The organism is Bradyrhizobium sp. SZCCHNS30572 (assembly GCF_032484415.1).
Lineage (GTDB): Bacteria > Pseudomonadota > Alphaproteobacteria > Rhizobiales > Xanthobacteraceae > Bradyrhizobium.
The window spans coordinates 166,539-190,277 of sequence record NZ_JAUESY010000004.1 but is presented as its reverse complement, the minus strand read 5'-3'; the positions used below and the strand labels follow the sequence as shown (position 1 = coordinate 190,277).

The window sequence follows — 23,739 nt, the reverse complement described above, 5'->3', positions numbered from 1 at the left end:
GACGATGACCATCTCCCGCGAACAGGACGTCACGCCGGCGGTGCTGGCGGTGATGGAGCGCACCGAGAACCCGCGGCTGCGCGAGATCATGGTGTCGCTGATCAAGCACCTGCACGGCTTCGTCCGCGATGTCAGGCTTACCGAGGTCGAATTTCGCGAAGCCGCCGCCATCATCGCCGAACTCGGTCAGCGCACCAACGACAGCCACAACGAAGTCGTGCTGATGGCCGGCTCGCTCGGCGTCTCGCCGCTGGTCTGCCTGCTCAACAATGGCGATGGCGGCAACACCGAGACCGCGCAGTCGCTGCTCGGCCCGTTCTGGCGGTTGAACTCGCCGCGCACTGATAACGGCGGCTCGATCGTGCGCTCGGCGACATCAGGCCCGGCGCTGTTCGTGCACGGGCGCGTGGTCGATCCGAACGGCGCGCCGGTCGCCGGCGCCGAGGTCGACGTCTGGCACGCCTCGCCGGTCGGCTACTACGAGAACCAGGATCCCGATCAGGCCGACATGAACCTGCGCGGCAAGCTCGTGACCGATGCCGATGGCCGCTTCTGGTTTCGCTCGGTGATGATGGTCGGCTATCCCATCCCGACCGACGGGGTCGTCGGCCGCCTGCTGAAGGCGCAGGGCCGCCATCCCTATCGCCCGGCGCATCTGCATGCGCTGATCGTCAAGCCGGGATTCAAGGTCCTGATCTCGCAGGTCTACGACCCCAACGACCCGCACATCGACAGCGACGTGCAGTTCGGCGTCACGAAGGCGCTGCTCGGCAATTTCGTCCGCCACGACGAGCCGCATCCGACGGACGCCGACGTCACCACGCCCTGGTATTCGCTCGATCACGTCTACCGGATGGAGATCGGCGACACCGTGCTGCCGCGCGCGCCGATCAAGTAGCGATTCGGAATATCCATGCTAGTGTGGGCTAAGCTGCAACCCTGAAGGGACGGCGCCCACATGTCCTCCACCGACTTGCCGTCCGTCGCCGAGCCCGCCGCGTTGACGGCGACGATGCGCGAGGCGGGTGTGCTCCAGTCCGGCGCGGTCTCCGACGTCGCCGTGATCAGCGACCGGCCGATGCTGGTGTCGCGCATCATCCGCCTCGGTTTGTCCTATAGCGGCGCGGCCCCGGACGCGCCGAAGACGCTGATCCTGAAAATCCCGATGCCGGCCTTCGCCAAGACGCTGTGGCGGGGCGGGCGCCACGAGGTCAATTTTTATCGCGGACTGGCGCGGCTCATGCCGACGGGCCTGGTGCCCGGCTCTTACGGCGGCGCGTGGGACGAAGCCGCGCTCACCTGGCACTTGCTGCTCGAGGATCTCACCGACACGCACCAGACGGCGACGCCATGGCCGCTGCCGCCCGCGCTGCCCCAGGCCGAGGGGATCGTGCGGGCGCTGGCGCGGCTGCATGCGGCGTGGTGGGACGATCCGCGGCTCGGCGTGTCCATCGGCAGCTTCGCGACCGCGGACGAGCGCGCCGAGCGCAGCAGGACCTTTGCCGGCCACTATCAGCGCTTCGCCGATCAGTTGGGAGACCGCCTGAGCGCGGACCGCCGCGCGGTCTACGAACGCCTGATGGCGGCGACGCCGCGGCTCTCGGAACGCTATCTGTCGCGGCGAAACCTCAGCATTGCGCATGGCGACGCGCATGTCTGGAATTTTCTGGTGCCGAAGGCCGCCGACAGCGACGACGTGCGCGCCTTTGATTTCGACCAGTGGCGGATCGGCGTGCCCGCGAACGATCTCGCCTACATGATCGCGCTGCAAATCTATCCCGACCGTCGGGCGCGGATCGAGCGGCCGTTGCTCGACAGCTATCATCAGACATTGGTCGCAGGCGGTGTGACCGGCTACGACAGGGCGGCGCTGGATCAGGACTATCGTCTCGCCGTGCTCTGGCACATCGCCCAGCCGGTCTGGCAATGGGCGATCCAGCTCCCGCCGGTGATCTGGTGGAATAATCTCGAGCGCATCTTCCTTGCGTTCGACGATCTCGGCTGCCGCGAATTGCTGGACTGACGGCGCTTCCCTCGCGACAGGGCCGCACGCGCGCGGCGAGGTCTTTGTCGCTACACGTCACTGCGGTGCATTTGCCGGCGTCGCTAGCAGCCCCCTTAACGATCACCAGAGATTGTTCGCCGGCCTTAAACCGCCGGCCAGCATCGGCGCGACATATCGGCATGGGCATGGCGTTCGACATGGTCACGGACGGGAGCGGCGTTCTTGGATCGGGAGCTGGCTTGCTAAAGCACGGATATTGTGCTTTAACGTTCCCGATGGCCGGAAGCACTTACGATCAGGCTGTTCGCTACCGTCTGCTCCTCTCCCCCGAGGCGCGGGACGCGATCGAGGCGACCTTCGCCGACTATGCCCGGATGATGGACATGCTCGACGAGATCGCTGCCGGCAAAGGCATCGGCGCCAATCTCGTCACGCTGCACGGCCATGCCTACGACCCGATCCGCAAGGCCACGCGGCTGCCGTCGCGCCTCGTCACGCTCGGCTTGCGCGACCGTGCCGCCTATCGCGCCGCCTCGAACCCGCGGCTGCCGCTCGACGACCGTCTGGTGAATGTCAGGAATGCCGGCATGTTGTCGCTCGGCACCGCGCGCGGTCGCTTCGCGATCCCGTTCGAGGTGACCGGCTACGTCGCGGGCTGGCCGCACGCGACGCCGGCGCAGCTCGTGCGCACGGACCAAGATGACTTCGAAGTCCATTTCGGCGTTACCGCAACGTCACACGCTCGTCTCAGCCCAACAGTCAGCCCACGAAAGGACCACGTCATGCTCGCCGAACACGCGCCGGCTCCCGACACGCTCCTGTCACGCGCCGGGCGCCTCATCGCCGGGATCGCCTATGGAGCGATCGAAAAGGCCGAGGACAAGAACCGGGTCGCGCTGGTCAGCCAGGCGATCCGCGAGATCGAGCAGGCCGAGCGCGAATCGCGCGAGAGCCTGTCGCATGCGCGCGCGGAGGAATATCGGCTCAATGCACGCCGCGCCGAGATCGAGCGCGAGACGACCGTGCTGGCCGAGCAGATCCGCATCGCCATCGTCGAGCACCGCGACGATCTCGCCCGCGCCGGCATCGCCCGGCAGATGGATCTCGAAGCCCAGTTCGAGGTGCTGTCGAAGGCGATCGACGAGAATGCCGAGCGCATCGATGCGGTGCTGACGACCCTGCGTGCGATTCTGTCGAGCCTGCAGGACGCGCAGGCGCGTCTCGCCGAACTCGAACGCAGCGAGGCGCGCGCCGACCAGCCGAAGGCCACATCGCGCAAGGGGCCGGATGCCGGCCTCGCCAAGGCCGCGCGCGCCTCCCGCGTCATCGCCCGCGCCACCGGCGTGCCGGAAGGCATCCCGCCGTCGCCCGACATCGACGAATTGTCGAAGCTGAAGCGTGACAAGGACATCGCCGAGCGGCTGGCGCGGCTGAAATCGCAGAATTGAGCGGGCGGGGGCGCGTCGTCCCATGACCATCGTCGACCATTTCATGCAACCCGAGGTGCGGCCGTTCGCGATTGCCGCCGTGATGATCGTTCTGGTCGGCGGCGTCGAGATCGGCTCGATGCTGATCGGCCTGTCGATCAGCGAGTTGCTCGGCCAGACCGTCGATCTCGGTCACGACGGCCACAGCACCAGCGTCGGCCACGTGCTGTCCTGGATCAATGTCGGCGGCGTGCCGCTGATGATCTGCATCCTGCTCGCGCTCGGCATCTTCTCGATCACGGGCTTTCTGATCCAGGATGCCGCGCGGCTGGTGGCGGTGGCGCTGCCGCCAACGGCCGCGGGCGTGCTCGCCGCCGTCGTCACGGTGCCGCTGCTGCGGCGCTCGACGCGCTACGCGGCGCGGCTGGTGCCGCAGGATGAGAGCTATGCGGTCGGGCTGTCCGATCTCGTCGGCCGCATCGGCGAGGTGGCGGTCGGCCCGCTCGATGGCGGGCTGCCCGGCCGCGTCCGCGTCAAGGACGTCCACGGCAACTGGCACATGGTGACGGCCTCGGCCGCGCCGGACTCGCCGTCCTTGCCGGTGGGCGCGTCGGTTCTCCTCGTCGACCGCAAGGATGGCCGCTTCATCGCGATCGCCGCAGCCGACGAGCTCACGAACTCCAAGACACCTTAGCTCCAAGACACTTTCCTCAACCCGAAAGTAAATCCCATGTTTGATCTGGTTCTGCCTGCGTCGATCGGCGTTGTGCTGCTGGTCGTTCTCGGCACTGTCTTTGCCGTTCTCTACCATCGGTCCACCCGCGACGAGGCGTTCGTGCGCACCGGCCTGGGCGGCAAGAAGGTGGTGCTCGACGGCGGCGCGGTGGTGCTGCCGATCTTCCACTCCATCGCGCGCGTCAACCTCAAGACCTTGCGGCTCCGCGTCGAGCGCTCGAAGAAGGATTCGCTGATCACCAAGGACCGCATGCGCGTCGACATCGACGCCGAGTTCTACGTGCGCGTGAAGCCCGACGTGGATTCGATCGCACTGGCGGCGCAGACGCTCGGCGCCGTCACCAACAATGCCGAATTGTTGCGCGACCAGGTCGAGGCCAAGTTCGTCGACGGCCTGCGCTCGGTCGCGGCGACGATGGAGCTGTTGGACCTGCAGGAGAAGCGCTCGGATTTCGTCAAGCACGTCCAGGCCGCAGTCGAGGCCGACGTGCAGTCCAACGGCCTGGAGCTGGAATCGGTCTCGCTGACCAAGCTCGACCAGACCGACATCTCGTTCTTTAACGCCGAGAACTTCTTCGACGCCGAAGGCCTGACGCTGTTGAAGACGGTCACCGAGACGCGGCGCCGCGACCGCAACGCGATCGTACGCGACAATGAGGTCGCGATCGCGCAGAAGGACCTCGAGGCGCGCCAGCTCACGCTCCAGATCGAGCGCACCAAGAAGGAGGCCGAGCTCAGCCAGGAGCGCGACATCGCCAACAAGACCGCGAGCACCCGCGCCGAGGTCGCAAGCGCGACGCAGACGGCGTGGCAGACCGAGGAGAATGCGCGCATCGAGGCGCAGCAGAAGATCGCGCAGCGCGAGGCGGAAGCCTTGAAGGTGCGAGAGACCGCGGCGATCGAAAGCAATCTCGCGATCAACCGCCGCAAGACCGACGCCGACCGCGAGATCCAGATCGCGACGCAGGACAACGACATCCAGATCGCGACCAAGAGCAAGGAAACCTCGGAAGCGCGCGCGGTCGCCAAGGCGGCCGAGGCGCTTGCGGTCTCCGCGGAGGAAAAGGTGACGACGGCGCGCGCCATCGAAATCGCCGACCGCGAACGTCAGACCGCGGTCATGGCGGCGCGGAAAGAGGCCGAGCAGCGCTCGACCGGCATTACCGTTGCCGCCGAGGCAGAAAAGCGCGCCGCGGTCGATCGCGGCGAGGCGGCCAAGACCCTGGCCGAGGCGGAGGCCGAGGCCAACAAGATCAAGGCCGTCGGCGTGCGCCAGATCGGCGAGGCGGAAGCCGCGGTCATCCTGATGAAGAACGAAGCCCAGAACAAGCTCGGCAGCAACGTGATCGATTTCGAGCTCGCCAAGCAGCGCATCGCGACCATGCCGGCCGCGCTCGGCGAGATGGTCAAGCCGATCGCCAATCTGAAGGACGTTCGCATCCTGCACACCGGCGGCGCGTTCGGCGGCAATGGCGGTGCCGGCGGCAATGTCGGCTTCGGCGAAGGCCTCGCCGGCGAACTGCTGCGCGTGCACGCGCTGAAGCCGTTGATCGACGAGATCCTGGTGCAGTCCGGCTTCAAGCCCGGCGACGATCCGGTGCAGGCGCTGGCCGGCGTGATCCTGCCGACGGCCGAGGCCAGTCCCGCTGCCGCACCGGCGAAGATCGAGCCGCTGCAGAAGCCGTAGGCCAAAATGTGAAAAGGGAGGCCCCGGGGCTGGGGGCGGCGCTGGAGGAGCCACCGCCCCCGCCCGGCACATCACGAGTGGGGCGCTCATGAGGTGCAGTCCCTGCGCGCAACTCATACGCAGAGAACCGAGTGGGGTGAGCAGAAGATAGCCGGAAACGCGCCGGATTGAAGTTACAAATCCATCACGTCGCGGTCACCTTTTTGCTATCCCGCCCCCACCCTGTCTCGACAGCGCGCGCATTTTCCGTCGCGGGGGAAGCGGTCACTCCATGACGGCGTGGTCGGCCGGGGCGGACTGCGCGCGCAACGCGGTGCGCGTCGAGCCGATCATGACCGCGAGCGGGATCGAGACCAGGATGAACGTCATGACCAGCTGGTAGTCGTGCGAGAATGCCAGGATCTGCGCCTGCACGGTCACCATCGCGTCGGCCATCGCGCGCCCGGCATCGGTGGACAGGTTCAGGAGGCCGGCAACATTGGGCATCTGCAGCGCGTGATTGAACGGGTTGATGTGCTCGACCAGGATCGCGTGGTTGCGCCGTGTTCCCTCGGTGAGCTGCGCGATCGCGATCGAGATGCCGATCGAGCTTGCGACATTTCGCACCAGGGTCAGCATCGAGGTTCCATCAGTCCGCAACTCGCCCGGCAAGGTCAGGAATGCCACGGTCGAAAGCGGCACGAACACGAGGCCGAAGCCGAACCCCTGCATGATGCTGATGGTGATGATCTCGGGCACGCCAGTCTGGTCGGTCCACGCCGTCATCTGGAACAGCGACACTGCGGTCAGCGCCAGGCCGACGATGATCAGCGTGCGCGCCTCGATATAGCGCAAGAGACGCCCGACCAGCATCATCGCGACGAAGGTGCCGCAGCCGCGGGTCGCGAGCAGCACGCCGGCGGTGATGATGGGATAGCCGATGACGTTCTGCAGGAACGGCGACGACAGCGCCATGGTCGAGAACAGCACGAGGCCCATCACGGTCATGAACACGCAGCCGCCGACGAAATTGCGGTCCTTGAACAGCGCGAACTGGATGAACGGCCGCTGCGTCGTCAGCGAATGCGCCAGGAAGTAATAGAAGCCGACGGCGGCGACGATGAACTCGATGATGATCTCGTTGCTCTCCAGCCAGCCCTGGTCCTCGCCGCGGTCGAGCGCGATCTGCAGCGAGCCGATGCCGATGGCGAGCGCCGCGAAACCGAACCAGTCGAAGGTCAGCTCCGCGTTCGGCTTGGTCTCCTCCATGAACGCCATCAGGCCGAGCACGGTCACGGCGCCGAACGGCAGGTTGACGAAGAACACCCAATGCCAGGAATAGGTCTCGGTCAGCCAGGCGCCGAGCGACGGCCCCATGATCGGGCCGAGCATCACGCCCATGCCCCAGATCGCCATCGCCTTGGCGCGCTCATGCAGCGCGTAGGAGTCGAGCATGACCGCCTGCGACAGCGGCACCAGCGAGGCGCCGAACACGCCCTGCAGGAGGCGGAACAGCACCATCTGGGTGATGTCCTGGGCGAGCCCGCACATCACGGAGGCGATGGTGAAGCCGGCCGAGCAGACGATGAAGGTGCGCTTGCGGCCGAAGCGGTTGGCGATCCATCCCACCGGAGCGGTCATGATCGCGGCCGCGACGATGTAGGACGTCAGCACCCAGTTGATCTGGTCCTGCGAGGCCGACAGCGTGCCCTGCATGTAGGGCAGCGCGACGTTGGCGATGGTGGTGTCGAGCGCCTGCATGATCGTCGCCGTCATGGCGCAGATCGTCACCATGTTCCGGCGGAGGCCCGGAACTGCGGATGAGGCCGCAGGCGCGGTCATGACGCTACTCGTCCTTGTCCGCCGCGTGCGCCGATCCGAACAGCCCGGCCAGCGTGCGCTCGTGGCCGGTATCGATCGACACGTTGACGCTCATGCCGGCCTTGAGCTTCGCGACGAATCTGTCGGCCTTGTCGAAATAGATCCGGACCGGCACGCGCTGCACGACCTTGACGAAATTGCCGCTCGCATTTTGCGGCGGCAGGATCGCGAACTGCGCGCCGGTGCCCGGCGACAGCGAGCCGACCGTGCCCTTGAAGCGGTGGTTGGGGAAGGCATCGACGTCGAGCTCGACCGGCTGGCCGACCGCGACATAGGTGAAGTCGCTCTCCTTCGGGTTGGCGTCGACCCAGGGATTGCTGATGTCGATCACCGAGAACACCGGCGTGCCCGCGGCCACGAAGCGGCCGAGCTGGATCTGGTCGACCTGGGTCGCGATGCCCGGCATCGGCGCGCGCAAGGTGGTGTGGTCGAGGTCGCGCTGCGCGTCGTCCAGCTTGGCCTTTGCCTGGACGTAAGGCGGGAACTGCTCCAGCGGCAGATCGGGATTGCCGAGCAGCTGCGTTTTCGCGTTCGACAGCTGCTGCTTGATGTACTGCGCCTGTGCGCCGGCGGTCACCAGCGCATTCGCGGCATTGTCGAGGTCGAGCTGCGAGCCGAAATTGCTCTTGGCGAGCGTCTGCTTGCGCTCGACGTCCTTCTGCTTCAGGTCGATGCCCTGCTGCGCGAGATCGAGCATCTGGCCGTAGATCTTGATGTTGGCGGTGAGGTTGTCATAGCTGATGCGCGCCTGCTCCAGGGCCGCCTTGGCCTGGTCGACCGCCAGGCGATAGGGCACGGGGTCGATCTCGAACAGCTCGTCGCCCTTCTGCACCTGCTGGCCTTCCTTGACGACGACCTTGACGATCTTGCCGGAGATGTCGGGCGTGATCAGCACCTTCTGGGCGCCGACATAGGCGTCGTCGGTCGTCACGTAGCGGCCGCCATTGAGATACAGCACGAGGCCGCCGATGGCGGCGACGAGCGGCAGCACGACCAGCAGCAGCGTGCGACGGTAGCGGCGCAGCAATCCGGGGCGCGCCGGCTTCGCGTCGGCGGCCGCGGGCGGCGCCGCATCCGGGCTGGCCTTCTGGTCGGGGGCGAGTTTCAGGGCGGGCTCAGCCATAGCGCTGCTCCTTTCGCTGCTCGTCGCACAGCGACTGCAGGGCGTTTCTCACGTTTTCCTTGATGGCTTCGAGATGGGTCATCAGCCGCTCGGCATCACCGGCGCTGATGCCCTGGAGGGCGGTGTCGGTCAGATCGCTGCGCAGCACCGCGAGCTTCGCGAGCAGCGGGCGCGCGGCCTTCTTCAGATAGAGCCGGTTGACGCGGCGGTCGCTGTCGTCGCCGCGCCGCTCGATCAGCCCGGCCTCGGCGAGCTTGTCGATCAGCCGTGTCAGCGTGATCGGCTGCATCTCCATCTGCTCGGCGAGCTCGGACTGCTTCATCCCCTCGTAGCGCTCGACCTTCGCCAGCACGGCCCATTGCGCGCGGGTCATGCCGAAGCGCGCCGCCTCCTTGTCGGCATAGGCGCGCACCAGGCGCTGCAGCTCGCCGAGCGTAAACAGGAAGTTCACGTCCACCGACGTGCGGGTCATGGCTGATCTCGATTCCAAGAGTGGGAACTAAGCTTTGGCTGTAATGAGCCTCGGATATGATAAGCAAGCTTATGAATATTTGATGGCCCTGCCGAGCGCACCCGCCCCGCCGCAGATGCATGGCTCGGCCGCGGCCTTTGGCGAGACCGGCCCGAGATGCTAGATTGTCGGCAATGACCCTCGCAAAGCCCACCTTCCCGGCGCCGGACCACGACCATGGCCGCTGCGCGGCCGATGCCCTGGACCATGCCGAGCGCATCTGCGCCCAGCGCGGCCAGAAGTTCACGCCGCAGCGCCGCCAGGTGTTGGAGGCGCTGCTGTCGAGCCACCGGCCGCTCGGCGCCTACGAGATCATCGAGGAACTTGCCAAGGTCGCCGCGCGGCCGGCGCCGATCACCGTCTATCGCGCGCTCGAGTTCCTGATGGCGAACGGCCTGGTGCACCGCATCGAGAGCCGCAATGCCTTCCTCGCCTGCGCCCATGACCACGAGCAGACCGCGCTGGTGGCGTTCCTGATCTGCGAGAGCTGCGGCGCCGTCGGCGAGGTTCCGGCGGCGCCGATCGCGGAAAGCCTGAAGCTGGCCGCCGCGGCATCGGGCTTCACGCCGAAACTGTCGGTCGTCGAGATCACCGGGCTGTGTGCCCATTGCCAGAAGGCGGCGTGAGAACGCTCACTGCGGCGCAAGCTGTACACGTGTGAATGACCGTCGTATTCGAGTTTCTGCGCGAGTCCGGTGCGCGCAGGGAGAGGCCAGCACCGCCGCTCTACGTCCGCATCATCTCCGACTGACCAAGACAAAGCTGACCACACCTTGATGGCGGTCCAAAAAACGAAACGCGCCAGGGAGCCAACGTCCTCGTGTCCGCAACGCCAACCTCATCCGCCGCGACCCGGCCGCTCGGCCTGGGCGCGATCGCCGTCATCCTCGTGCTGTGCCTGTCCTGGGCGTTCAACCAGATCGCCGTGAAGCTCGCGCTGCCTGAAATTCCGCCGCTGCTGCAGGCCACCTTCCGTTCGCTCGGTGCGCTGCCGGTGCTGCTGGTGTTCGCGCGGGTGCGCGGCGTGAATATGTTCGAGCGCGACGGCACGCTGGGGCTCGGCCTGGTGGCAGGCCTGCTGTTCGGCTTGGAATTCGTGCTGATCTATCAGGGCCTGCTGCTGACCTCGGCGTCGCGCGCCATCGTGTTCCTGTATACCGCGCCGTTCTTCGTCGCGCTCGGCTCGTTCCGCTTCCTCGGCGAACGGATGGGGCCGGCGCAATGGGGCGGGCTGGCGCTCAGCTTCACCGGTGTGGCGCTGGCGATCGGCATTCCCCAGGCCGATGTCGACGGCCGCGTGCTGCTCGGCGATCTCTTGGTGGTCGGCGGCGGCCTGCTCTGGGGCGTGACCACGGTGTTCGTCAAAGGCACCCGGCTGCGCTTCATCGCGCCCGAGCGGGCATTGGGGTACCAAGTGGCGGTCTCCGTCCCGATCATGGCCCTGGCGGCCCTCATTGCCGGGGAGCGGTTGACCCAGGTTCCCAGCCCGTTCGTGATCGGCCTGATGGCCTACCAGTCGATCTGGGTGGTCGGGACCACGTTCACGATCTGGTTCGCCCTGATCAAGGCCTACTCGGCCAGCAAATTGTCGGCATTTACCTTCATCACCCCTTTATTCGGGGTGGTGGCGAGCTATTTCATCCTGCATGACGCCCTGACGCTGGCCTTTGGCCTGGCTGCCGTGCTTGTGATCGTTGGGCTTTTTCTCGTAAACCGCCCGAACCGCGTGGTCCTGGCCGCGACTGATCCATTGCTGAATGTCACCAAAACCTGATATCCGAGCGCCCATGAACAAGCCCGAGATCCTGACCGAGAACACCTCAGCGTCCGATGTCGCCGGACCCGCTCCCCGGCATCGAACCACCCGCGTCATGGTCGGCAACGTCGCCGTTGGCGGCGGCGCCCCGATCGTGGTGCAGTCGATGACCAACACCGACACCGCCGACGTCGACCAGACGGTGGCCCAGGTTGCAGCGCTGGCGCGCGCCGGGTCCGAGATGGTCCGCATCACGGTCGACCGCGAGGAGGCCGCCGCGGCCGTCCCGCAGATCCGCGAGCAGCTCGACAAGCGCGGCATCACCACGCCCCTGATCGGCGACTTCCACTATATCGGCCACAAGCTGCTGACCGACTATCCGGCCTGCGCCGAGGCGCTGGCGAAATACCGCATCAATCCCGGCAATGTCGGCTTCAAGGACAAGCGGGACACGCAGTTCTCGACCATCATCGAGCTCGCCAACAAATACGGCAAGCCGGTGCGCATCGGTGCCAATTGGGGCTCGCTCGATCAGGAGCTGCTCAGCAAGCTGATGGACGAGAACGCCGCCTCCGCGAACCCGCGCGATGCGCGCGCGGTGATGCGCGAAGCCATGGTGCAGTCGGCATTGCTGTCGGCCGCCCGGGCCCAGGAGCTCGGCATGCCGAAGGACCGCATCATCCTGTCGGCCAAGGTCTCGGCCGTGCAGGACCTGATCGCGGTCTATCAGGACCTCGCCGCACGCTCCGACTACGCCATCCATCTCGGCCTCACCGAGGCCGGCATGGGCTCGAAGGGCATCGTCGCCTCCTCGGCGGCGCTCGGCATCCTGCTGCAGCAGGGCATCGGCGACACCATCCGCATCTCGCTGACCCCCGAGCCCGGCGGCGACCGCACCCTCGAAGTGCAGGTCGCGCAGGAGCTGTTGCAGACCATGGGCTTCCGCACCTTCGTGCCGCTGGTTGCGGCGTGCCCCGGCTGCGGCCGCACCACCTCGACCACGTTCCAGGAGCTGGCGCGCTCGATCCAGGACTTCATCCGCGAGGAGATGCCGGCCTGGAAGACGCAATATCCCGGCGTCGAGGCGCTCAACGTCGCCGTCATGGGCTGCATCGTCAACGGCCCCGGCGAATCCAAGCATGCCAATATCGGCATCTCCCTGCCCGGCACCGGCGAGGCCCCGGCCGCGCCGGTCTTCGTCGACGGCAAGAAGTTCCGCACCCTGCGCGGCCCCACCATCGCGGCCGACTTCAAGGCGCTCGTCATCGACTACATCGACCAGCGCTACGGCAGCGGCGCCAAGGCGCCGGAGAGCGTGACCGCGGCGGAGTAGGGCGGGCACGCTGGTCCCGGCTCAGCCAGCGGCGCCTCCTGTGCCGCTGGGTTGATCGCGCGGTTGCTTGCGGCGAGAAGGTCTGACCATTCGTTACTCCGTCACGCCCGGGCTTGTCCCGGGCATCCATGTCGTTCCGAGGATGCCGAGCGGCGTGGACGGCCGGGACGAGCCCGGCCATGACGATGTGGCAGCAGACGGGCGCACAACTCCGATCGTCATATGCGATCGCTCTGTCGCAGGCGAGGAGCTTGAGAAAGAGTCCTCGGCTAGATTTCATGTCCAATCGGCCTGCCGTGAGAGCGACAGTCGACCTGCAACCGACGGCTGCTTGTGCCGCGCGCCGCGGTCTGAAATTTTTGCATGCGGATCGGCTGCAACGCACGCCGTGATGTCGCGGTTGCCCCCATCAGAACGGCGCCGCCCCACTGCCGCCCGCATGATCAGCACCTTGAGGCCTGCTGAAGAGGACGCCTCGATGAATCTCGACATCCGCGAAATGGAACTTGCCGAGACCTCGCTGGTCATCGACTACTTCTATTCGTCGAGCATCGAGCAACTCGACCTGATGGGCATCGACCCGACGCGGATGCCGACCAGGCCGGTGTGGGCCGGACTCTTCCAGACCCTGTACGAGACGCCGTTGGCCGAGCGCGCGGCGCTGCTGGTGATCTGGCGGCTCGACGGCCGCGCCATCGGCTTTTCCAGCTGCGACCGCATCGTCTACGGCAACCGCGCCCACATGCATCTGCATATCACCGAGCCCGAGCTGCGCAGCCGCGGCCTCGGCACCGCATGCGTCCGCCGCAGCATCGATTTCTATTTCGAGAGGTTGCGGCTCAAGCAGCTGTTCTGCGAGCCGCACGCCTACAACACCGCCCCCAACCGCGCGCTGCAGAAGGCCGGCTTCCGTTACTTGAAGACCTACAAGACGGTGCCGGGTCCGATGAACTACCACCAGGCCGTGACGCGCTGGATGATCGAGCGGTGACGTGAGGCTCCCCTCCACGTCATTGCGAGCGCAGCGAAGCAATCCAGGGCCGCGCAAGGATTTCTGGATTGCTTCGCTGCGCTCGCAATGACGGCGTTTGCCGCAACATCGCGTCCTACAACCGCGTGACCAGCTCTCAGCTCCTACAGCGGCAACTCACCATACGAGCGATTGGCGAGGCTCGCTTCCTCCAGATCGAGATCGCGCTCGATGCGGCGGCGGGTCTCGTCGGTGATCTTGCCGTCGCGCAGCATCACGTGGATGAATTTGCGTTCTGCCGTGATCAGCTCGCGGGTCAGCTCGATGCCGAGCGCGGATGCGTCGTTGTCCTCGGGCTTCAGACCTTCCGGGAGCTGGTTGGTCCGGACCTCGTGGCGCGCCCGTAGCAGCCGCACCACCTCGTCCGACAGCTCGCGATCGCTGGTCATCGTCTCCAGCGACCGCAAGGCGCTGTCGAGCGCCTCGCGCCGGGCCGCGATCTCCTGCTCATGCTCGCGCTGATGCTCGGCGCGACCCTGGTTGCCGACCCCGAGCCAGCGCACGACGGCCGGCAGGGTCAGGCCGAGGCCGATCAGGGTGAAGAAGATCACGCCGAAGGCGATGAACAGGATCTGGTCGCGATAGGGAAACGCGTCGCCGGTCGACAGCGTCAGCGGAAGCGCCAGCGCGGTGGCGAGCGAGACCGTGCCGCGCACGCCGGTGAAGCCGATGATGAAGGTCTGCCGCCAGGGCGGCAAGGGATCGCGGGCTCGCAGCGACGAGCTCAGCAAACGCGGCAGGATGGTCGCCGGGAAGGTCCAGGCGAAGCGCGCGATCACGACGATGGCGAGCACCAGCGCGGTCGCGATCATGATGTCGTCGAGCGGAAAGACCTTCGACTTCTCGTAGATCAGCCGCATCTGGAAGCCGGTCAGCAGGAACAGCATGCCCTCGATGAGGTAGATCATCAGGTCCCAGAAGAAGATGCCCTGCAGGCGGGTCGCCGAGGAGATCCACAGCGGTCCGTTCCAGCTCATGTAGAGGCCGCAGGCCACCGTCGCGATCACGCCGGAGCCGCCGACATGCTCGGGGATCCAGAACGCCAGATACGGCGTCAGCACCGACAGGGTGATCTCGACCTGCGGGTCGCGGGCATAGTGACGGGCGCGCAGCATCAGCCAGCCGACGCCGATGCCGAACGCGATCTCGCCGACCACGATCAGGCCGAACTCGCCGGCCGCGACCGGAAAGGAGAAGGCGCCGGTGGTGATGGCGGCCACCGCGAAGCGATAGAGGATCAGCGCGGTCGCGTCATTGGCGAGGCCCTCGCCTTCGAGAATGACCATGACCCGGCGCGGCAGGTGCAGCCGGCGGGCGATGGCGAGCGGCGCCACCACGTCTGGCGGCGCAACGATGGCGCCGAGCAGGAAGCCGAGGCTCCAGGGCAGGCCGAGAAGATAGTGGGTCGCGGTGGCCACCATGGAGGCGGTGAAGATCACGCAGCCGACCGCGAGCAGCACGATCGGCCGCAGATTGCGCTTGAACTCGCGCCAGCTCATCGCGACGCTCGACGAATAGATCAGCGGCGGCAGCACCACCAGCAGCACGAGCTCGGGCGGCAGCGCGAACGCCGGCATCGTCGGCACGAAGGCGAGCGCGATGCCGGCGAGCATCAGGAGGATCGCCGGCGCCAGGTTGGCCCGCCGTGCAAGAAGTGCGGTTCCCGCCAACACGGCCAGCAGGATCAGGAATATCTGAAAGTGAGCTTCCATGGCTGGTGGCTTGGCGTCGTCGCGCCGGCGTCAATCCCGGAGGTCGTAGCGGTAGGACTTCGACACGATCTGCCAGCCGTCCTTCAGTTTCATCGCCACGAGATAATCGGTGAAATAGCGCGGCGGCAGCTGGCAGCGCACCTTGATGAAGGCCGTCTTGTCGTCCGAACGATCGATGGTGACGATGAAGTCCTCGCGCGGCTTGCCCTCAGCCTTGGCCGATGGGCGCTTGCGCACCCAGGCCAGCCAGTCCGGCACGGTCAGGATCTTGAGCTCGCCATTCTCGACCCAGCGCAGGTCAGCGGTGGGGTGGAACACGGCACCGAGCTTGTCGGCGTCGCCCTCGTAGAGCGCATCGAAATAGCCCTGAACGACGGCCTCGACGGTGGAACGGTCTGTGCTCACGGCCAACTCCCTGGGAACCTGGACAAACAAGGATCGCATTTTCGATGCAAAACGGCGCTTGGCAAGGCATGAACTGGCGCCATAGCGCCAGCGACAGACTATAATGGCCGAGGCCAGGTCGATCGGGAATAAATCTGCGTGATCCCGGTCACAAGCCTAATGGGCTGCACTCTGATAGGCAGGTCCCAGCAGGTCTCCCAGCGGTATGGGGTAGGTACGATGTCTTGGTCACTTCGATTAGGCGGTTACATCCTGGCGGGAGCGCTGCTGCTGGTCGGCCACCCCGCGCTCGCCGACAAGCGAGTGGCGCTCGTCATCGGCAATTCCGCCTATCAGAACGTGCCGCAACTGACGAACCCCGCCAATGACGGCGCGGTGATGACGGCGACCTTCAAGAGCGCGGGCTTCGATGTCGTCGATTACCGGCGCGATCTGACCGCGCGGGAGACCAGGCGGGCCTTGCGCGATTTCGCCGACGCCGCCCGCGATGCCGATATTGCGGTGGTCTACTACGCCGGCCACGGCATGGAGGTCGAAGGGGCGAACTATCTGATCCCGATCGACGCCCGGCTCGAGCGTGACACCGACGTCTATGACGAGACGCTGTCGCTCGACCGTATTCTGGTCGCCGTCGAGCCGGCGAAGAAGCTGCGCCTGGTCATTCTCGACGCCTGCCGCGACAACCCGTTCACCCGCAACATGCAGCGGACGGTGGCGACCCGCAGCCTCGGCCGCGGCCTCGCCAAGGTCGAGCCGACCAGCCCAAATACGCTGATCGCCTATTCCGCCAAGGCCGGCTCGACCGCGCAGGACGGCGACGGCAAGAACTCGCCATTCACGCTAGCGCTGTCGCGGCATATCGCGACCCCCGGCCTCGACGTCCGCAAGGCGTTCGGCTTCGTCCGCGACGAGGTGCTGAAAGCGACCGCCAACCGCCAGGAGCCGTTCGTGTACGGCTCGCTCGGCGGCGAGGACGTGCCGCTGGTCCCTGGCGTGCCGCGCGTCGTCACGCAGATGCCGGTGACGCCGCCGCCGAGCCCGCAGGCCGACATCCGGCGCGATTACGAGCTCGCGATGCAGGTCGGCAACAAGGGCGCGCTGAACGCCTTCCTGGCGCAATATCCCGACGGGTTCTACGCCAGCCTCGCCAAGTTGCAGCTCGACAAGCTCGCCGCCGAGGAGAATCGCGCCGCCGCTTCCGAAAAGGCCCGCGCCACCGAGGCCGAGCGGACGCGGCTCGCCGCCGAGGGCGCGCGCAAGGAGACGCTCGCCAAGGCGGAGGCCGAGGCCAGGGCGGCGGAGCAGGCTCGGATTGTCGCTGAGAAGGCTAATCAGGTGGCGCAGCAGCAGGCGGCCGACGCCGAGAAGAAGCGCGGTGAGCAGCAGCTCGCGGCGGTCGACAATCCGCGCGCGGCGACCTCGCCCGGCGCGCCCACGCCCGCAGCACCGCAGCAGGGCCAGGTCGCCTCGCTCACCCCGGCCGCGCAGCCCGCCGATCTCGCCAAGTCGGTGCAGCTCGAGCTGCGCCGCGTCGGCTGCCTCACCGAGGATGCCGATGGCGACTGGGGCTCGGCCTCGCGCCGCTCGCTGTCGCAGTTCAACCGCTATGCCGGCACCAAGCTCGATACCCAGGCCGCCTCGGCCGATGCGCTGCAGGCGATCAAGCTCAAGCAGGCGCGCGTCTGCCCGCTGGTCTGCCAGCATGGCACCAAGCCGGACGGCGACCGCTGCACCCGCATCGTTTGCGCCGAGGGTTCGTTCGTCAACGACGACAATGAATGCGAGAAGCGGCGCGACAGGAAGCCGGTCGCCAAGCGCGATGGCAGCGACGAAGATGTGCCGTCGCGCCGCCGCGCCCGTGCGGCGCCGGAGGCCGGCCTGCCGATGCCGGCTCCCGGTGCGGGCGTCGGGGGTGGGATCGGAGGTGGTGGCGGTCTCGGCGTCGGGGCGGCTCCGGGCTACACCAGGCCGCAGACGCAAGCCGCCCGGCCGAAGTCGGGCGGGCAGATCTATTGCGACGCTTATCTGTGCCGCGCCGTCAGGCCCGGTTGCCGGCTGGAATATCGCGGCGGCGGCGGCCCGGCCAACAATGCCAGCGTCGAGGTGTGCAACTGATCAGGACGAGATTACGCTGGCGGCGATGTTGACCATCAGGGCGACCAGCGCGGTGTTGTAGACGAATGAGATGATGCCGTGCACGGTCGCTGTGCGGCGGATGATCTTGTCGGTGATGCCGACGTCGGAGACCTGGGCGGTCATGCCGATGATGAAGGAGAAGTAGACGAAGTCCCAGTAGTCGGCGTGCTCGTCCTTGTCGCCGCTGGGGAATTGCAGGCCGCCGGGCTTGGCGCCGCGGTAGTAGTCATGGGCGTAGTGCAGGGCGAAGGTCGCATGCACCGCGGCCCAGGACAGCGAGACGGTGAGCAGCGCCAGCGTCAGCGCCGGAGCGTCGCGCTTGGAAGCGCCGAGCTCGAGCACGATCGCGGCGATGCTGGCGAAGGCGCCGAGCGCCGTGACCAGCAGGATCACGAAACGGCCGTCGTCCTGCATGACCGCCTTGCGGCGGATGTGATGATGCTCGCTGCGCAGCATCATCGCCGCGACCAGCACGAGGTAGAGCGCGGTGAAGATGTCCCAGCTGATCAGGAGCCGCGTGATCAGGCGGAGTGCCGGCGGCAGCAGGAAGAACGCGACGATCGCGAGGCCCAGCGATATGAAGGTGCGCGGCCGCGCATAGATGACGCGCAGCGCAGCCGGCAGCCGCGTGAAGCGGGCGAGGTCCGGATCGTCGGGATGGACTCCGCCCAATGCCTCGCCTCAGCTCTTGCGCTCGGCGACGAAATGCGCGGCCGCCCGCAGCACGTCGCCCTTGGCGCCGAACACCGACAGCGCGGCATCGCCGCGGGCGAGCAGGTCGCGGACGCGCTGCCTGGCGCCCTCGACGCCGAGCTGGGTGACGAAGGTGGTCTTGCCGAGCTCGGCGTCGGCACCGGCCGGCTTGCCGAGGGTGGCGGCATCGCCCTCGACGTCGAGCAGGTCGTCGGCGATCTGGAAGGCTTCGCCGAGCGCGCGGCCGTAGTCGTCGAGCGCCTGGTACTCGGCCGCCGAGGCCTGGCCGAGCAGGGCGCCGGCGATGCAGCCGAAGCGGAGCAGGGCGCCGGTCTTCATCTGCTGGACGCGGGCGACGTCGACCGGGCCGCTGTCGCCGAACCGGCCCTCGCCGGCGAGGTCGAGGATCTGGCCGCCGGCCATGCCGCCGACACCGGCGCAGCGGGCCAGCGCCCGGGTCAAAGCGAGGCGGACGCCGGCATCGGGATGGATCTCGTCGCGGGTGATGATGTCGAAGGCGATGGTCAGCAGTGCGTCGCCGGCCAGGATCGCGGTGGCGTCGTCATAGACCTTGTGCAGGGTCGGACGCCCGCGCCGCAGGTCGGAATTGTCCATCGCCGGCAGATCGTCGTGGATGAGCGAGTAGCAGTGGATGCATTCGAGCGCCGCGCCGGTCAGCAGCGCGCCCTTGCGCGGGACGCCGAACACGGCGGCGCTCTCGACCACCAGGAACGGGCGTAGCCGCTTGCCGCCGTTCAGGCTCGAATAGCGCATCGACTCGATCAGCCGCTTCGGCCTGATGATCTCGTCCGCCAGCGGCGCATCGCCGAGGAGCTCGCCGAGCAGGGCTTCGGTCTCTTCCGCGGTCTTGTCCAGGCGTTGGGTGAAGTCGGTGAGGGCCGTCGCAGTCATTTAACAAGAGCTCCAGGGGCAAAATTCGCCGGACAATCGTTGATGGCGGCGACTTCGTCAATTGCCGGAGCGGTGGCGGCTTTCGGCCGTAACGGCGGAAAAAAGCAGGAAACCACATCGAGATGTCGGATAATCCCGGCCAATTGTCTGCCCCTGCGGCGGTCCCAACCGAGCGACGCCTGCCCTTGCGTACCGTCAGAACCATCCTCGTGATCGCCGTGCTGGTGCTGCTCGTGCCCTATGCGCTGACGCCGTTCTATGCCGTGGGTCACCCCGTCTCGACCCTGATGCTGTGGCGGTCGGTGACGGGGCAGCCGGTGACGCGGCACTGGATCGACCTCTCGGCGATGTCGCCGTATTTGCCGCGCTCGGTGGTGGCCGCGGAGGATGCCAAATTCTGCAGCCATCACGGCATCGACTGGGGCGCGCTGCGCGAGGTCATGGACGATGCCGAGGACGGCGAGGTCTCGCGGGGCGGCTCGACCATCACCCAGCAGGTCGCCAAGAACCTGTTCCTGTGGCAGGGCCGCAGCTATGTTCGCAAGGCGCTGGAACTGCCGCTGGCGCTGTGGATCGACCTCGTCCTCGGCAAGCGGCGCATCCTCGAAATCTACCTCAACATCGCCGAGCTCGGTCCCAGCGGCCAGTTCGGGGTGGAGGCGGGCGCCAATTACGCGTTCAACCGCTCGGCAGCTGGCTTAGGGCCGCGCGAGGCGGCGCTGATGGCCTCGATCCTGCCGAACCCCGTCCGGCGCAGCGCCCGGGCCCCGGGGCCGGGTGTGCGGCGGCTGTCGGCGACCTACATGGTGCGGGCCCAGGCCTCCAGCCTGCAGGCCTGCTGGGGGGAGCGGCGGTGAGGTCCGAGCGGGCGCAATTTTGGCCAAAAATGCCTCGGAGAGCCCTAGCCATGCCGCACCCCTTCCTCTATAAGCGCGGCCTTGATCGGCATCCGGGCTCGCCAGCTTCATGGCTGCAGCCGTCCTTTGCGGACGATGCCTTGCAAAAATACCCTAGAGGATACCGATATGGCCGTCCCCAGAAGAAAAACTTCGCCGTCGCGCCGCGGCATGCGCCGCTCGGCTGACGCCATCAAGAAGCCGACCTATGTCGAGGACAAGGATTCCGGCGAGCTGCGTCGTCCGCACCACCTGGACCTGAAGACCGGCATGTACAAGGGCCGCCAGGTCCTGAAGAAAAAAGACGCCTGATTGTCCGCGCGGGCCGCTTTCCAAGCTGCCCGAATTCGGCCATCGATGGGGTTGAAAGCGGTCCCGTGCGACGTGATTCGCCGGGACCGTTGCGTATCTGTGTCGCGTGATCCCGTCTCGCTGTCATCATCTTCGCACCGATTGATTTTGCGCCGGGCCGCCGCCCGCGCCATCCAAGGCTTCAACCGATGTCCATGGTCGGTTTCCCGCTGCTGCTGATCCCGCTGGCGATCTACAACATGATCGTCTTCCTGATGCCGGGGGTCGCGTTCAGCGAGACGCTGCTGCGCCTTCAGCTTCCGTCCGGCGAGGTCTGGACGATCTCGCTCGGCGACATGCTGCTGGCCCTGGGCGTGCTGCTGCTGCTGCTCGAAATCATCAAGGCGGCGAAGCCGAACGGGAAATATCTGACCGATCATCTGCTGTCGCTGCTGGTCTTCGGCGGCGCCGCGGCGGAATTCGCGATGTGGCAGAAGTTCGGGAATTCGACCTTCCTGCTGCTGACCCTGCTGGCGATGGTCGATTTCTTCGGCGGAGTCTCGCTGCGCACCAAGCGCGCCGCCCGCTCAGTCGTCGCAGCTCCCGCTTCCGTGCCGGCGCCGGCCGAAGCGACCGTGCCTGATTCGGAACCTCAGCCGATCGAGGAGCCGGCCAGAGAATCGGTCAAAGAACCGGCCAAGGCGGAGGTTGAGCAGGCGGAGGTTCAAAAGGCGGATGCTGCCGCGCCCGTCGTTGAAGAGCCGATCGATGCCGTGCCGGCTGCTGCTTCGGTCGCCGAGACCGTGCTGCTCGACCGCTCGGTCCCCCGGCCGGCTCCCGCTCCGACGACCGGCTGGGTCGCGGAGGCAAAGGAGACCGAGACCGCTGCTCCGGGCGCTCCAGAGCCGCCCAAACCCGACGCGCCGAAGCCCTGAGGCGCAGGAGCGCGCCGCTCAGATCATTTCTCGGGTCCGGCCGCCGGCACGCGTGACCGGCTGAAGCCTCGCCGCATAGGCACTGTGGACGTCGGCAACCGCCGCGCGCCTGAGCGTGCGGGTTTGCGGTAGCTGCTCGGCGGTCGCGATCAGATGGGTCACGAAGCCGGCGTCGGGGCGTGCTGCGCGAACGATCCGCGCGCGAAGGTCATGGCTCGCATCGCTCGGCAGCAGCGTCACGGAGCGGGAGGTCTCCTCCGACCCATCCAGGCGATCGCCGTCCTGATCAATCGTTAACATTGTCCAACCACCGCCGGCGCGATTGTCACGTTCTGGGACGCCGGAGCCTTTCGCTCCTCGATCTCGCAAGAGCAATGCCGTTCCAAGCGCTCTGGAGCGCTGCATGTTCCAAACATGGTTGACGCGTCTCGGACACGCGCTCGTCGCCTCGGCATGCTCTCCGTTAACCAGAGATGCGTAGTCTGATTCGCGAACTCGGCCGCCGCCGCTCGCGCGGATGCGCGCTGGCCGTTCCCAAATCAGCGCCGGTGCTGCCGGCCTGTGCCGAAACGAGGCGACCTTGACATCCGAATTGCCACAGACCGCGATGATCCTGGCATCCCTGGGCCAAGCCGCCTTCGTCTGGGATCTGGCGAGCGACGTGATCGTCTGGAGCGATCACGTCGGGGCGGTGTTTGCCGACGTTCCGCTGCCGCAACTCTGCAACGGCGCCGAATTCAGCAAGCTGATCGAGCCGGACCGCAGCATCCGCTCCGAGATCATGCACCAGGGGGCGCCGCTGCATGGCGCCGCCGGCACGCCGTACCGGATCGAATATGGCGTGCGCACCCACGCCGGTGCGCCATTGATCTGGGTCGAGGAGACCGGCTGCTGGTTCGCCGGCCCCGATGGGCGGCCCTTGCGTGCCCAGGGCATCGTGCGGATCAACAACGAGCGCCACGCCCGCGAGGAGCAGCTGCTCAAGCTGTCACGGCACGATCCGCTGACCGGCGAGCTGAACCGGACGCATCTGCTGGCGACGCTTGCCGAGGTGATCGAGGAGTCGCAGCGGTTCCGCTTCTCCTGCGCCTTCATGCTGGTCGGCATCGATCATCTCGCGCGCATCAACGACGCCTTCGGCTTCGACGTCGCCGACGGCGTCGTGCTGGAGATCGCCCAGCGCATCCGGGGCCGGCTCCGCGGTGGCGACACGCTCGGGCGGTTCTCGGGCAACAAGTTCGGGTTGATCCTGAAGAACTGCACGATGGACGACATGACCACCGCGGCCGAGCGCTTTCTCGCGACCGTGCGCGACGAGGTGGTGCCGACCAAGTCAGGTCCGGTCGCCGTCACCGCGACGATCGGCGCCGTGAGCGTTCCCCGTCACGCCCGCTCGGTCGAGGAAGCGGTCAACCGCGCCCATGAGACGCTCGACGCCGCCAAGCGCCGCCGCATCGGATCGTTCTCGACCTGGCGGCCGAACGTGGAGCGCGACGCACAGCGCAAGGTCAACATCCGCGTCACCGACGAGATCGTGACCGCGCTCAATGAGCGGCGCATCGTCACAGCGTTCGAGCCGGTGGTGAATGCCAACACGCTTGCGCCCGCCTTCTATGAATGCCTGGTGCGGATGCGCCAGGATGACGGCCGGGCCTTGCTGGCGCCGGACGTCGTCCCAGTCGCCGAACGGCTCGGTTTGATCCGTCTGGTCGATCACCGCATCCTGGAGCTGGTGGTGGCGGAGCTCGCGAGCACGCCCGACGTCACCCTGAGCCTCAACATCTCGCCTGAGACCACCATGGATCCGGACTGGTGGGCCTCGATCGAGTCCATGATGCGCGCCCATCCTGGGGTCGCCGAACGGCTGATCGTCGAGATCACCGAGACGGTCGAGATCCAGGACGTCGACGATCTCCGCGGCTTCGTGACGCGGCTGAAAGATCTCGGCAGCCGAATCGCCATCGATGATTTCGGCGCCGGGCACACCTCGTTCCGCAATCTGCGCAAGCTCGGCGTCGACATCGTCAAGATCGACGGCGCCTTCGTGCAGAATCTCGTGCGCTCGGCTGACGACCGCGCCTTTGTGCAGACGCTGGTCGAGCTGGCGCGACGGCTGCAGATCAAGACGGTCGCGGAATGGGTGCAGGACGAGGCGTCGGTCGCGCTGCTGCGCGACTGGGGCTGCGATTACATCCAGGGCCGGGTGATTGGCCTCGCCTCGGTCGATCGGCCGTGGATCGGTAACGGCAGGGTGGAGCTGCCGGCGGCGGGTTGATCAGCCGCCGGCCCTTC

General features: G+C 66.9%; 22 protein-coding genes. 14 read left to right on the top strand and 8 right to left on the bottom strand.

Annotation, left to right across the window (positions count from 1 at the left end; all coding sequences use genetic code 11):
- The first annotated feature begins 4 nt into the window (after positions 1–4).
- The 5 genes from QX048_RS12125 (at position 5) to QX048_RS12105 (ending at position 5,854) form a co-directional block, all read left to right on the top strand.
- On the top strand, positions 5–898 hold the full coding sequence (locus QX048_RS12125) for a dioxygenase (RefSeq protein WP_315751910.1): 894 nt from the start codon (positions 5–7) through the stop codon (positions 896–898).
- 60 nt (positions 899–958) lie between these two features.
- Entirely contained in the window at positions 959–2,023 is a 1,065-nt protein-coding gene (locus tag QX048_RS12120; RefSeq protein ID WP_316200490.1) for a phosphotransferase, read from the top strand.
- Positions 2,024–2,280: 257 nt separating this feature from the next.
- Positions 2,281–3,453, top strand: coding sequence for a PspA/IM30 family protein (locus QX048_RS12115; protein WP_315825821.1), 1,173 nt, complete (start codon positions 2,281–2,283; stop codon positions 3,451–3,453).
- A 22-nt stretch (positions 3,454–3,475) separates the two neighbouring features.
- Complete coding sequence (locus QX048_RS12110) at positions 3,476–4,126, top strand: OB-fold-containig protein (RefSeq protein WP_315825552.1); 651 nt, start codon at positions 3,476–3,478, stop codon at positions 4,124–4,126.
- 36 nt (positions 4,127–4,162) lie between these two features.
- Positions 4,163–5,854: a flotillin family protein gene (locus QX048_RS12105; RefSeq protein ID WP_316195401.1), complete on the top strand. Its 1,692-nt coding sequence runs from the start codon at positions 4,163–4,165 to the stop codon at positions 5,852–5,854.
- A gap of 264 nt (positions 5,855–6,118) precedes the next feature.
- On the opposite strand, the gene QX048_RS12100 is transcribed toward QX048_RS12105, so the two are convergent.
- Genes QX048_RS12100 through QX048_RS12090 form a run of 3 tightly spaced genes read right to left on the bottom strand, consistent with a single transcriptional unit; the run spans position 6,119 to position 9,309 of the window.
- A complete protein-coding gene (locus QX048_RS12100) occupies positions 6,119–7,675 on the bottom strand; it encodes a DHA2 family efflux MFS transporter permease subunit (protein ID WP_316200491.1) in 1,557 nt (518 codons plus the stop codon).
- A gap of 4 nt (positions 7,676–7,679) precedes the next feature.
- Complete coding sequence (locus QX048_RS12095) at positions 7,680–8,837, bottom strand: HlyD family secretion protein (RefSeq protein WP_315715163.1); 1,158 nt, start codon at positions 8,835–8,837, stop codon at positions 7,680–7,682.
- Positions 8,830–9,309 (bottom strand): MarR family transcriptional regulator, encoded by a 480-nt coding sequence (locus tag QX048_RS12090; RefSeq protein WP_315751915.1) that lies wholly within the window; start codon positions 9,307–9,309, stop codon positions 8,830–8,832. Before QX048_RS12090 ends, QX048_RS12095 begins: the two co-directional genes overlap by 8 nt.
- A gap of 173 nt (positions 9,310–9,482) precedes the next feature.
- On the opposite strand from QX048_RS12090, the gene QX048_RS12085 reads away from it, so the two are divergent.
- From QX048_RS12085 to QX048_RS12070, 4 genes are all read left to right on the top strand, one after another.
- The gene (locus tag QX048_RS12085; RefSeq protein ID WP_315751916.1) at positions 9,483–9,974 is read left to right on the top strand and encodes a Fur family transcriptional regulator; all 492 of its coding nucleotides are present in this window, start codon (positions 9,483–9,485) and stop codon (positions 9,972–9,974) included.
- A 194-nt stretch (positions 9,975–10,168) separates the two neighbouring features.
- Complete coding sequence (locus QX048_RS12080; protein ID WP_316186610.1) at positions 10,169–11,122, top strand: DMT family transporter; 954 nt, start codon at positions 10,169–10,171, stop codon at positions 11,120–11,122.
- Positions 11,123–11,135: 13 nt separating this feature from the next.
- The gene (gene ispG / locus QX048_RS12075) at positions 11,136–12,437 is read left to right on the top strand and encodes a flavodoxin-dependent (E)-4-hydroxy-3-methylbut-2-enyl-diphosphate synthase (RefSeq protein ID WP_315825549.1); all 1,302 of its coding nucleotides are present in this window, start codon (positions 11,136–11,138) and stop codon (positions 12,435–12,437) included.
- Between the two features lie 478 nt (positions 12,438–12,915).
- Positions 12,916–13,428 carry a GNAT family protein gene (locus QX048_RS12070; protein WP_316166276.1) on the top strand — a complete coding sequence of 171 codons (513 nt, stop codon included), beginning with the start codon at positions 12,916–12,918 and terminating at the stop codon, positions 13,426–13,428.
- A 143-nt stretch (positions 13,429–13,571) separates the two neighbouring features.
- Here the strand turns inward: QX048_RS12070 and QX048_RS12065 are convergent, their stop codons facing one another.
- Together QX048_RS12065 and QX048_RS12060 are read right to left on the bottom strand one after the other, a co-directional pair.
- Positions 13,572–15,179, bottom strand: coding sequence for a Na+/H+ antiporter (locus QX048_RS12065; RefSeq protein ID WP_315751919.1), 1,608 nt, complete (start codon positions 15,177–15,179; stop codon positions 13,572–13,574).
- A 30-nt stretch (positions 15,180–15,209) separates the two neighbouring features.
- On the bottom strand, positions 15,210–15,584 hold the full coding sequence (locus QX048_RS12060) for a nuclear transport factor 2 family protein (protein WP_315756871.1): 375 nt from the start codon (positions 15,582–15,584) through the stop codon (positions 15,210–15,212).
- A gap of 219 nt (positions 15,585–15,803) precedes the next feature.
- On the opposite strand from QX048_RS12060, the gene QX048_RS12055 reads away from it, so the two are divergent.
- A complete protein-coding gene (locus QX048_RS12055; protein ID WP_316200492.1) occupies positions 15,804–17,699 on the top strand; it encodes a caspase domain-containing protein in 1,896 nt (631 codons plus the stop codon).
- Here the strand turns inward: QX048_RS12055 and QX048_RS12050 are convergent, their stop codons facing one another.
- Positions 17,700–18,392, bottom strand: a complete 693-nt coding sequence (locus QX048_RS12050) for a DUF1345 domain-containing protein (protein ID WP_316171004.1) — start codon at positions 18,390–18,392, stop codon at positions 17,700–17,702.
- Between the two features lie 9 nt (positions 18,393–18,401).
- Complete coding sequence (locus QX048_RS12045; protein ID WP_315751923.1) at positions 18,402–19,325, bottom strand: farnesyl diphosphate synthase; 924 nt, start codon at positions 19,323–19,325, stop codon at positions 18,402–18,404.
- Positions 19,326–19,510: 185 nt separating this feature from the next.
- On the opposite strand from QX048_RS12045, the gene QX048_RS12040 reads away from it, so the two are divergent.
- From QX048_RS12040 to QX048_RS12030, 3 genes are all read left to right on the top strand, one after another.
- Entirely contained in the window at positions 19,511–20,182 is a 672-nt protein-coding gene (locus QX048_RS12040) for a transglycosylase domain-containing protein (protein WP_315751924.1), read from the top strand.
- 168 nt (positions 20,183–20,350) lie between these two features.
- A complete protein-coding gene (rpmF, locus tag QX048_RS12035; RefSeq protein ID WP_006610266.1) occupies positions 20,351–20,533 on the top strand; it encodes a 50S ribosomal protein L32 in 183 nt (60 codons plus the stop codon).
- A gap of 188 nt (positions 20,534–20,721) precedes the next feature.
- Entirely contained in the window at positions 20,722–21,447 is a 726-nt protein-coding gene (locus tag QX048_RS12030; RefSeq protein WP_316200493.1) for a hypothetical protein, read from the top strand.
- Between the two features lie 18 nt (positions 21,448–21,465).
- Here the strand turns inward: QX048_RS12030 and QX048_RS12025 are convergent, their stop codons facing one another.
- Complete coding sequence (locus tag QX048_RS12025) at positions 21,466–21,687, bottom strand: hypothetical protein (RefSeq protein ID WP_315715175.1); 222 nt, start codon at positions 21,685–21,687, stop codon at positions 21,466–21,468.
- 367 nt (positions 21,688–22,054) lie between these two features.
- Here QX048_RS12025 and QX048_RS12020 point away from each other — a divergent pair, with 367 nt between their 5' ends.
- Complete coding sequence (locus QX048_RS12020) at positions 22,055–23,722, top strand: EAL domain-containing protein (protein WP_316171117.1); 1,668 nt, start codon at positions 22,055–22,057, stop codon at positions 23,720–23,722.
- The last annotated feature ends 17 nt before the right edge of the window (positions 23,723–23,739 follow it).

Excerpts from the sequence above, each read along its gene's own strand:
- QX048_RS12125 (WP_315751910.1), top strand. The coding sequence starts at position 5 with ATGACCATCTCCCGCGAACAGGACGTCACGCCGGCGGTGCTGGCGGTG.
- QX048_RS12120 (WP_316200490.1), top strand. The coding sequence starts at position 959 with ATGTCCTCCACCGACTTGCCGTCCGTCGCCGAGCCCGCCGCGTTGACG.
- QX048_RS12115 (WP_315825821.1), top strand. The coding sequence starts at position 2,281 with ATGGCCGGAAGCACTTACGATCAGGCTGTTCGCTACCGTCTGCTCCTC.
- QX048_RS12110 (WP_315825552.1), top strand. The coding sequence starts at position 3,476 with ATGACCATCGTCGACCATTTCATGCAACCCGAGGTGCGGCCGTTCGCG.
- QX048_RS12105 (WP_316195401.1), top strand. The coding sequence starts at position 4,163 with ATGTTTGATCTGGTTCTGCCTGCGTCGATCGGCGTTGTGCTGCTGGTC.
- QX048_RS12100 (WP_316200491.1), bottom strand. The coding sequence starts at position 7,675 with ATGACCGCGCCTGCGGCCTCATCCGCAGTTCCGGGCCTCCGCCGGAAC.
- QX048_RS12095 (WP_315715163.1), bottom strand. The coding sequence starts at position 8,837 with ATGGCTGAGCCCGCCCTGAAACTCGCCCCCGACCAGAAGGCCAGCCCG.
- QX048_RS12090 (WP_315751915.1), bottom strand. The coding sequence starts at position 9,309 with ATGACCCGCACGTCGGTGGACGTGAACTTCCTGTTTACGCTCGGCGAG.
- QX048_RS12085 (WP_315751916.1), top strand. The coding sequence starts at position 9,483 with ATGACCCTCGCAAAGCCCACCTTCCCGGCGCCGGACCACGACCATGGC.
- ispG (WP_315825549.1), top strand. The coding sequence starts at position 11,136 with ATGAACAAGCCCGAGATCCTGACCGAGAACACCTCAGCGTCCGATGTC.
- QX048_RS12070 (WP_316166276.1), top strand. The coding sequence starts at position 12,916 with ATGAATCTCGACATCCGCGAAATGGAACTTGCCGAGACCTCGCTGGTC.
- QX048_RS12065 (WP_315751919.1), bottom strand. The coding sequence starts at position 15,179 with ATGGAAGCTCACTTTCAGATATTCCTGATCCTGCTGGCCGTGTTGGCG.
- QX048_RS12055 (WP_316200492.1), top strand. The coding sequence starts at position 15,804 with ATGTCTTGGTCACTTCGATTAGGCGGTTACATCCTGGCGGGAGCGCTG.
- QX048_RS12045 (WP_315751923.1), bottom strand. The coding sequence starts at position 19,325 with ATGACTGCGACGGCCCTCACCGACTTCACCCAACGCCTGGACAAGACC.
- rpmF (WP_006610266.1), top strand. The coding sequence starts at position 20,351 with ATGGCCGTCCCCAGAAGAAAAACTTCGCCGTCGCGCCGCGGCATGCGC.
- QX048_RS12030 (WP_316200493.1), top strand. The coding sequence starts at position 20,722 with ATGTCCATGGTCGGTTTCCCGCTGCTGCTGATCCCGCTGGCGATCTAC.
- QX048_RS12020 (WP_316171117.1), top strand. The coding sequence starts at position 22,055 with ATGATCCTGGCATCCCTGGGCCAAGCCGCCTTCGTCTGGGATCTGGCG.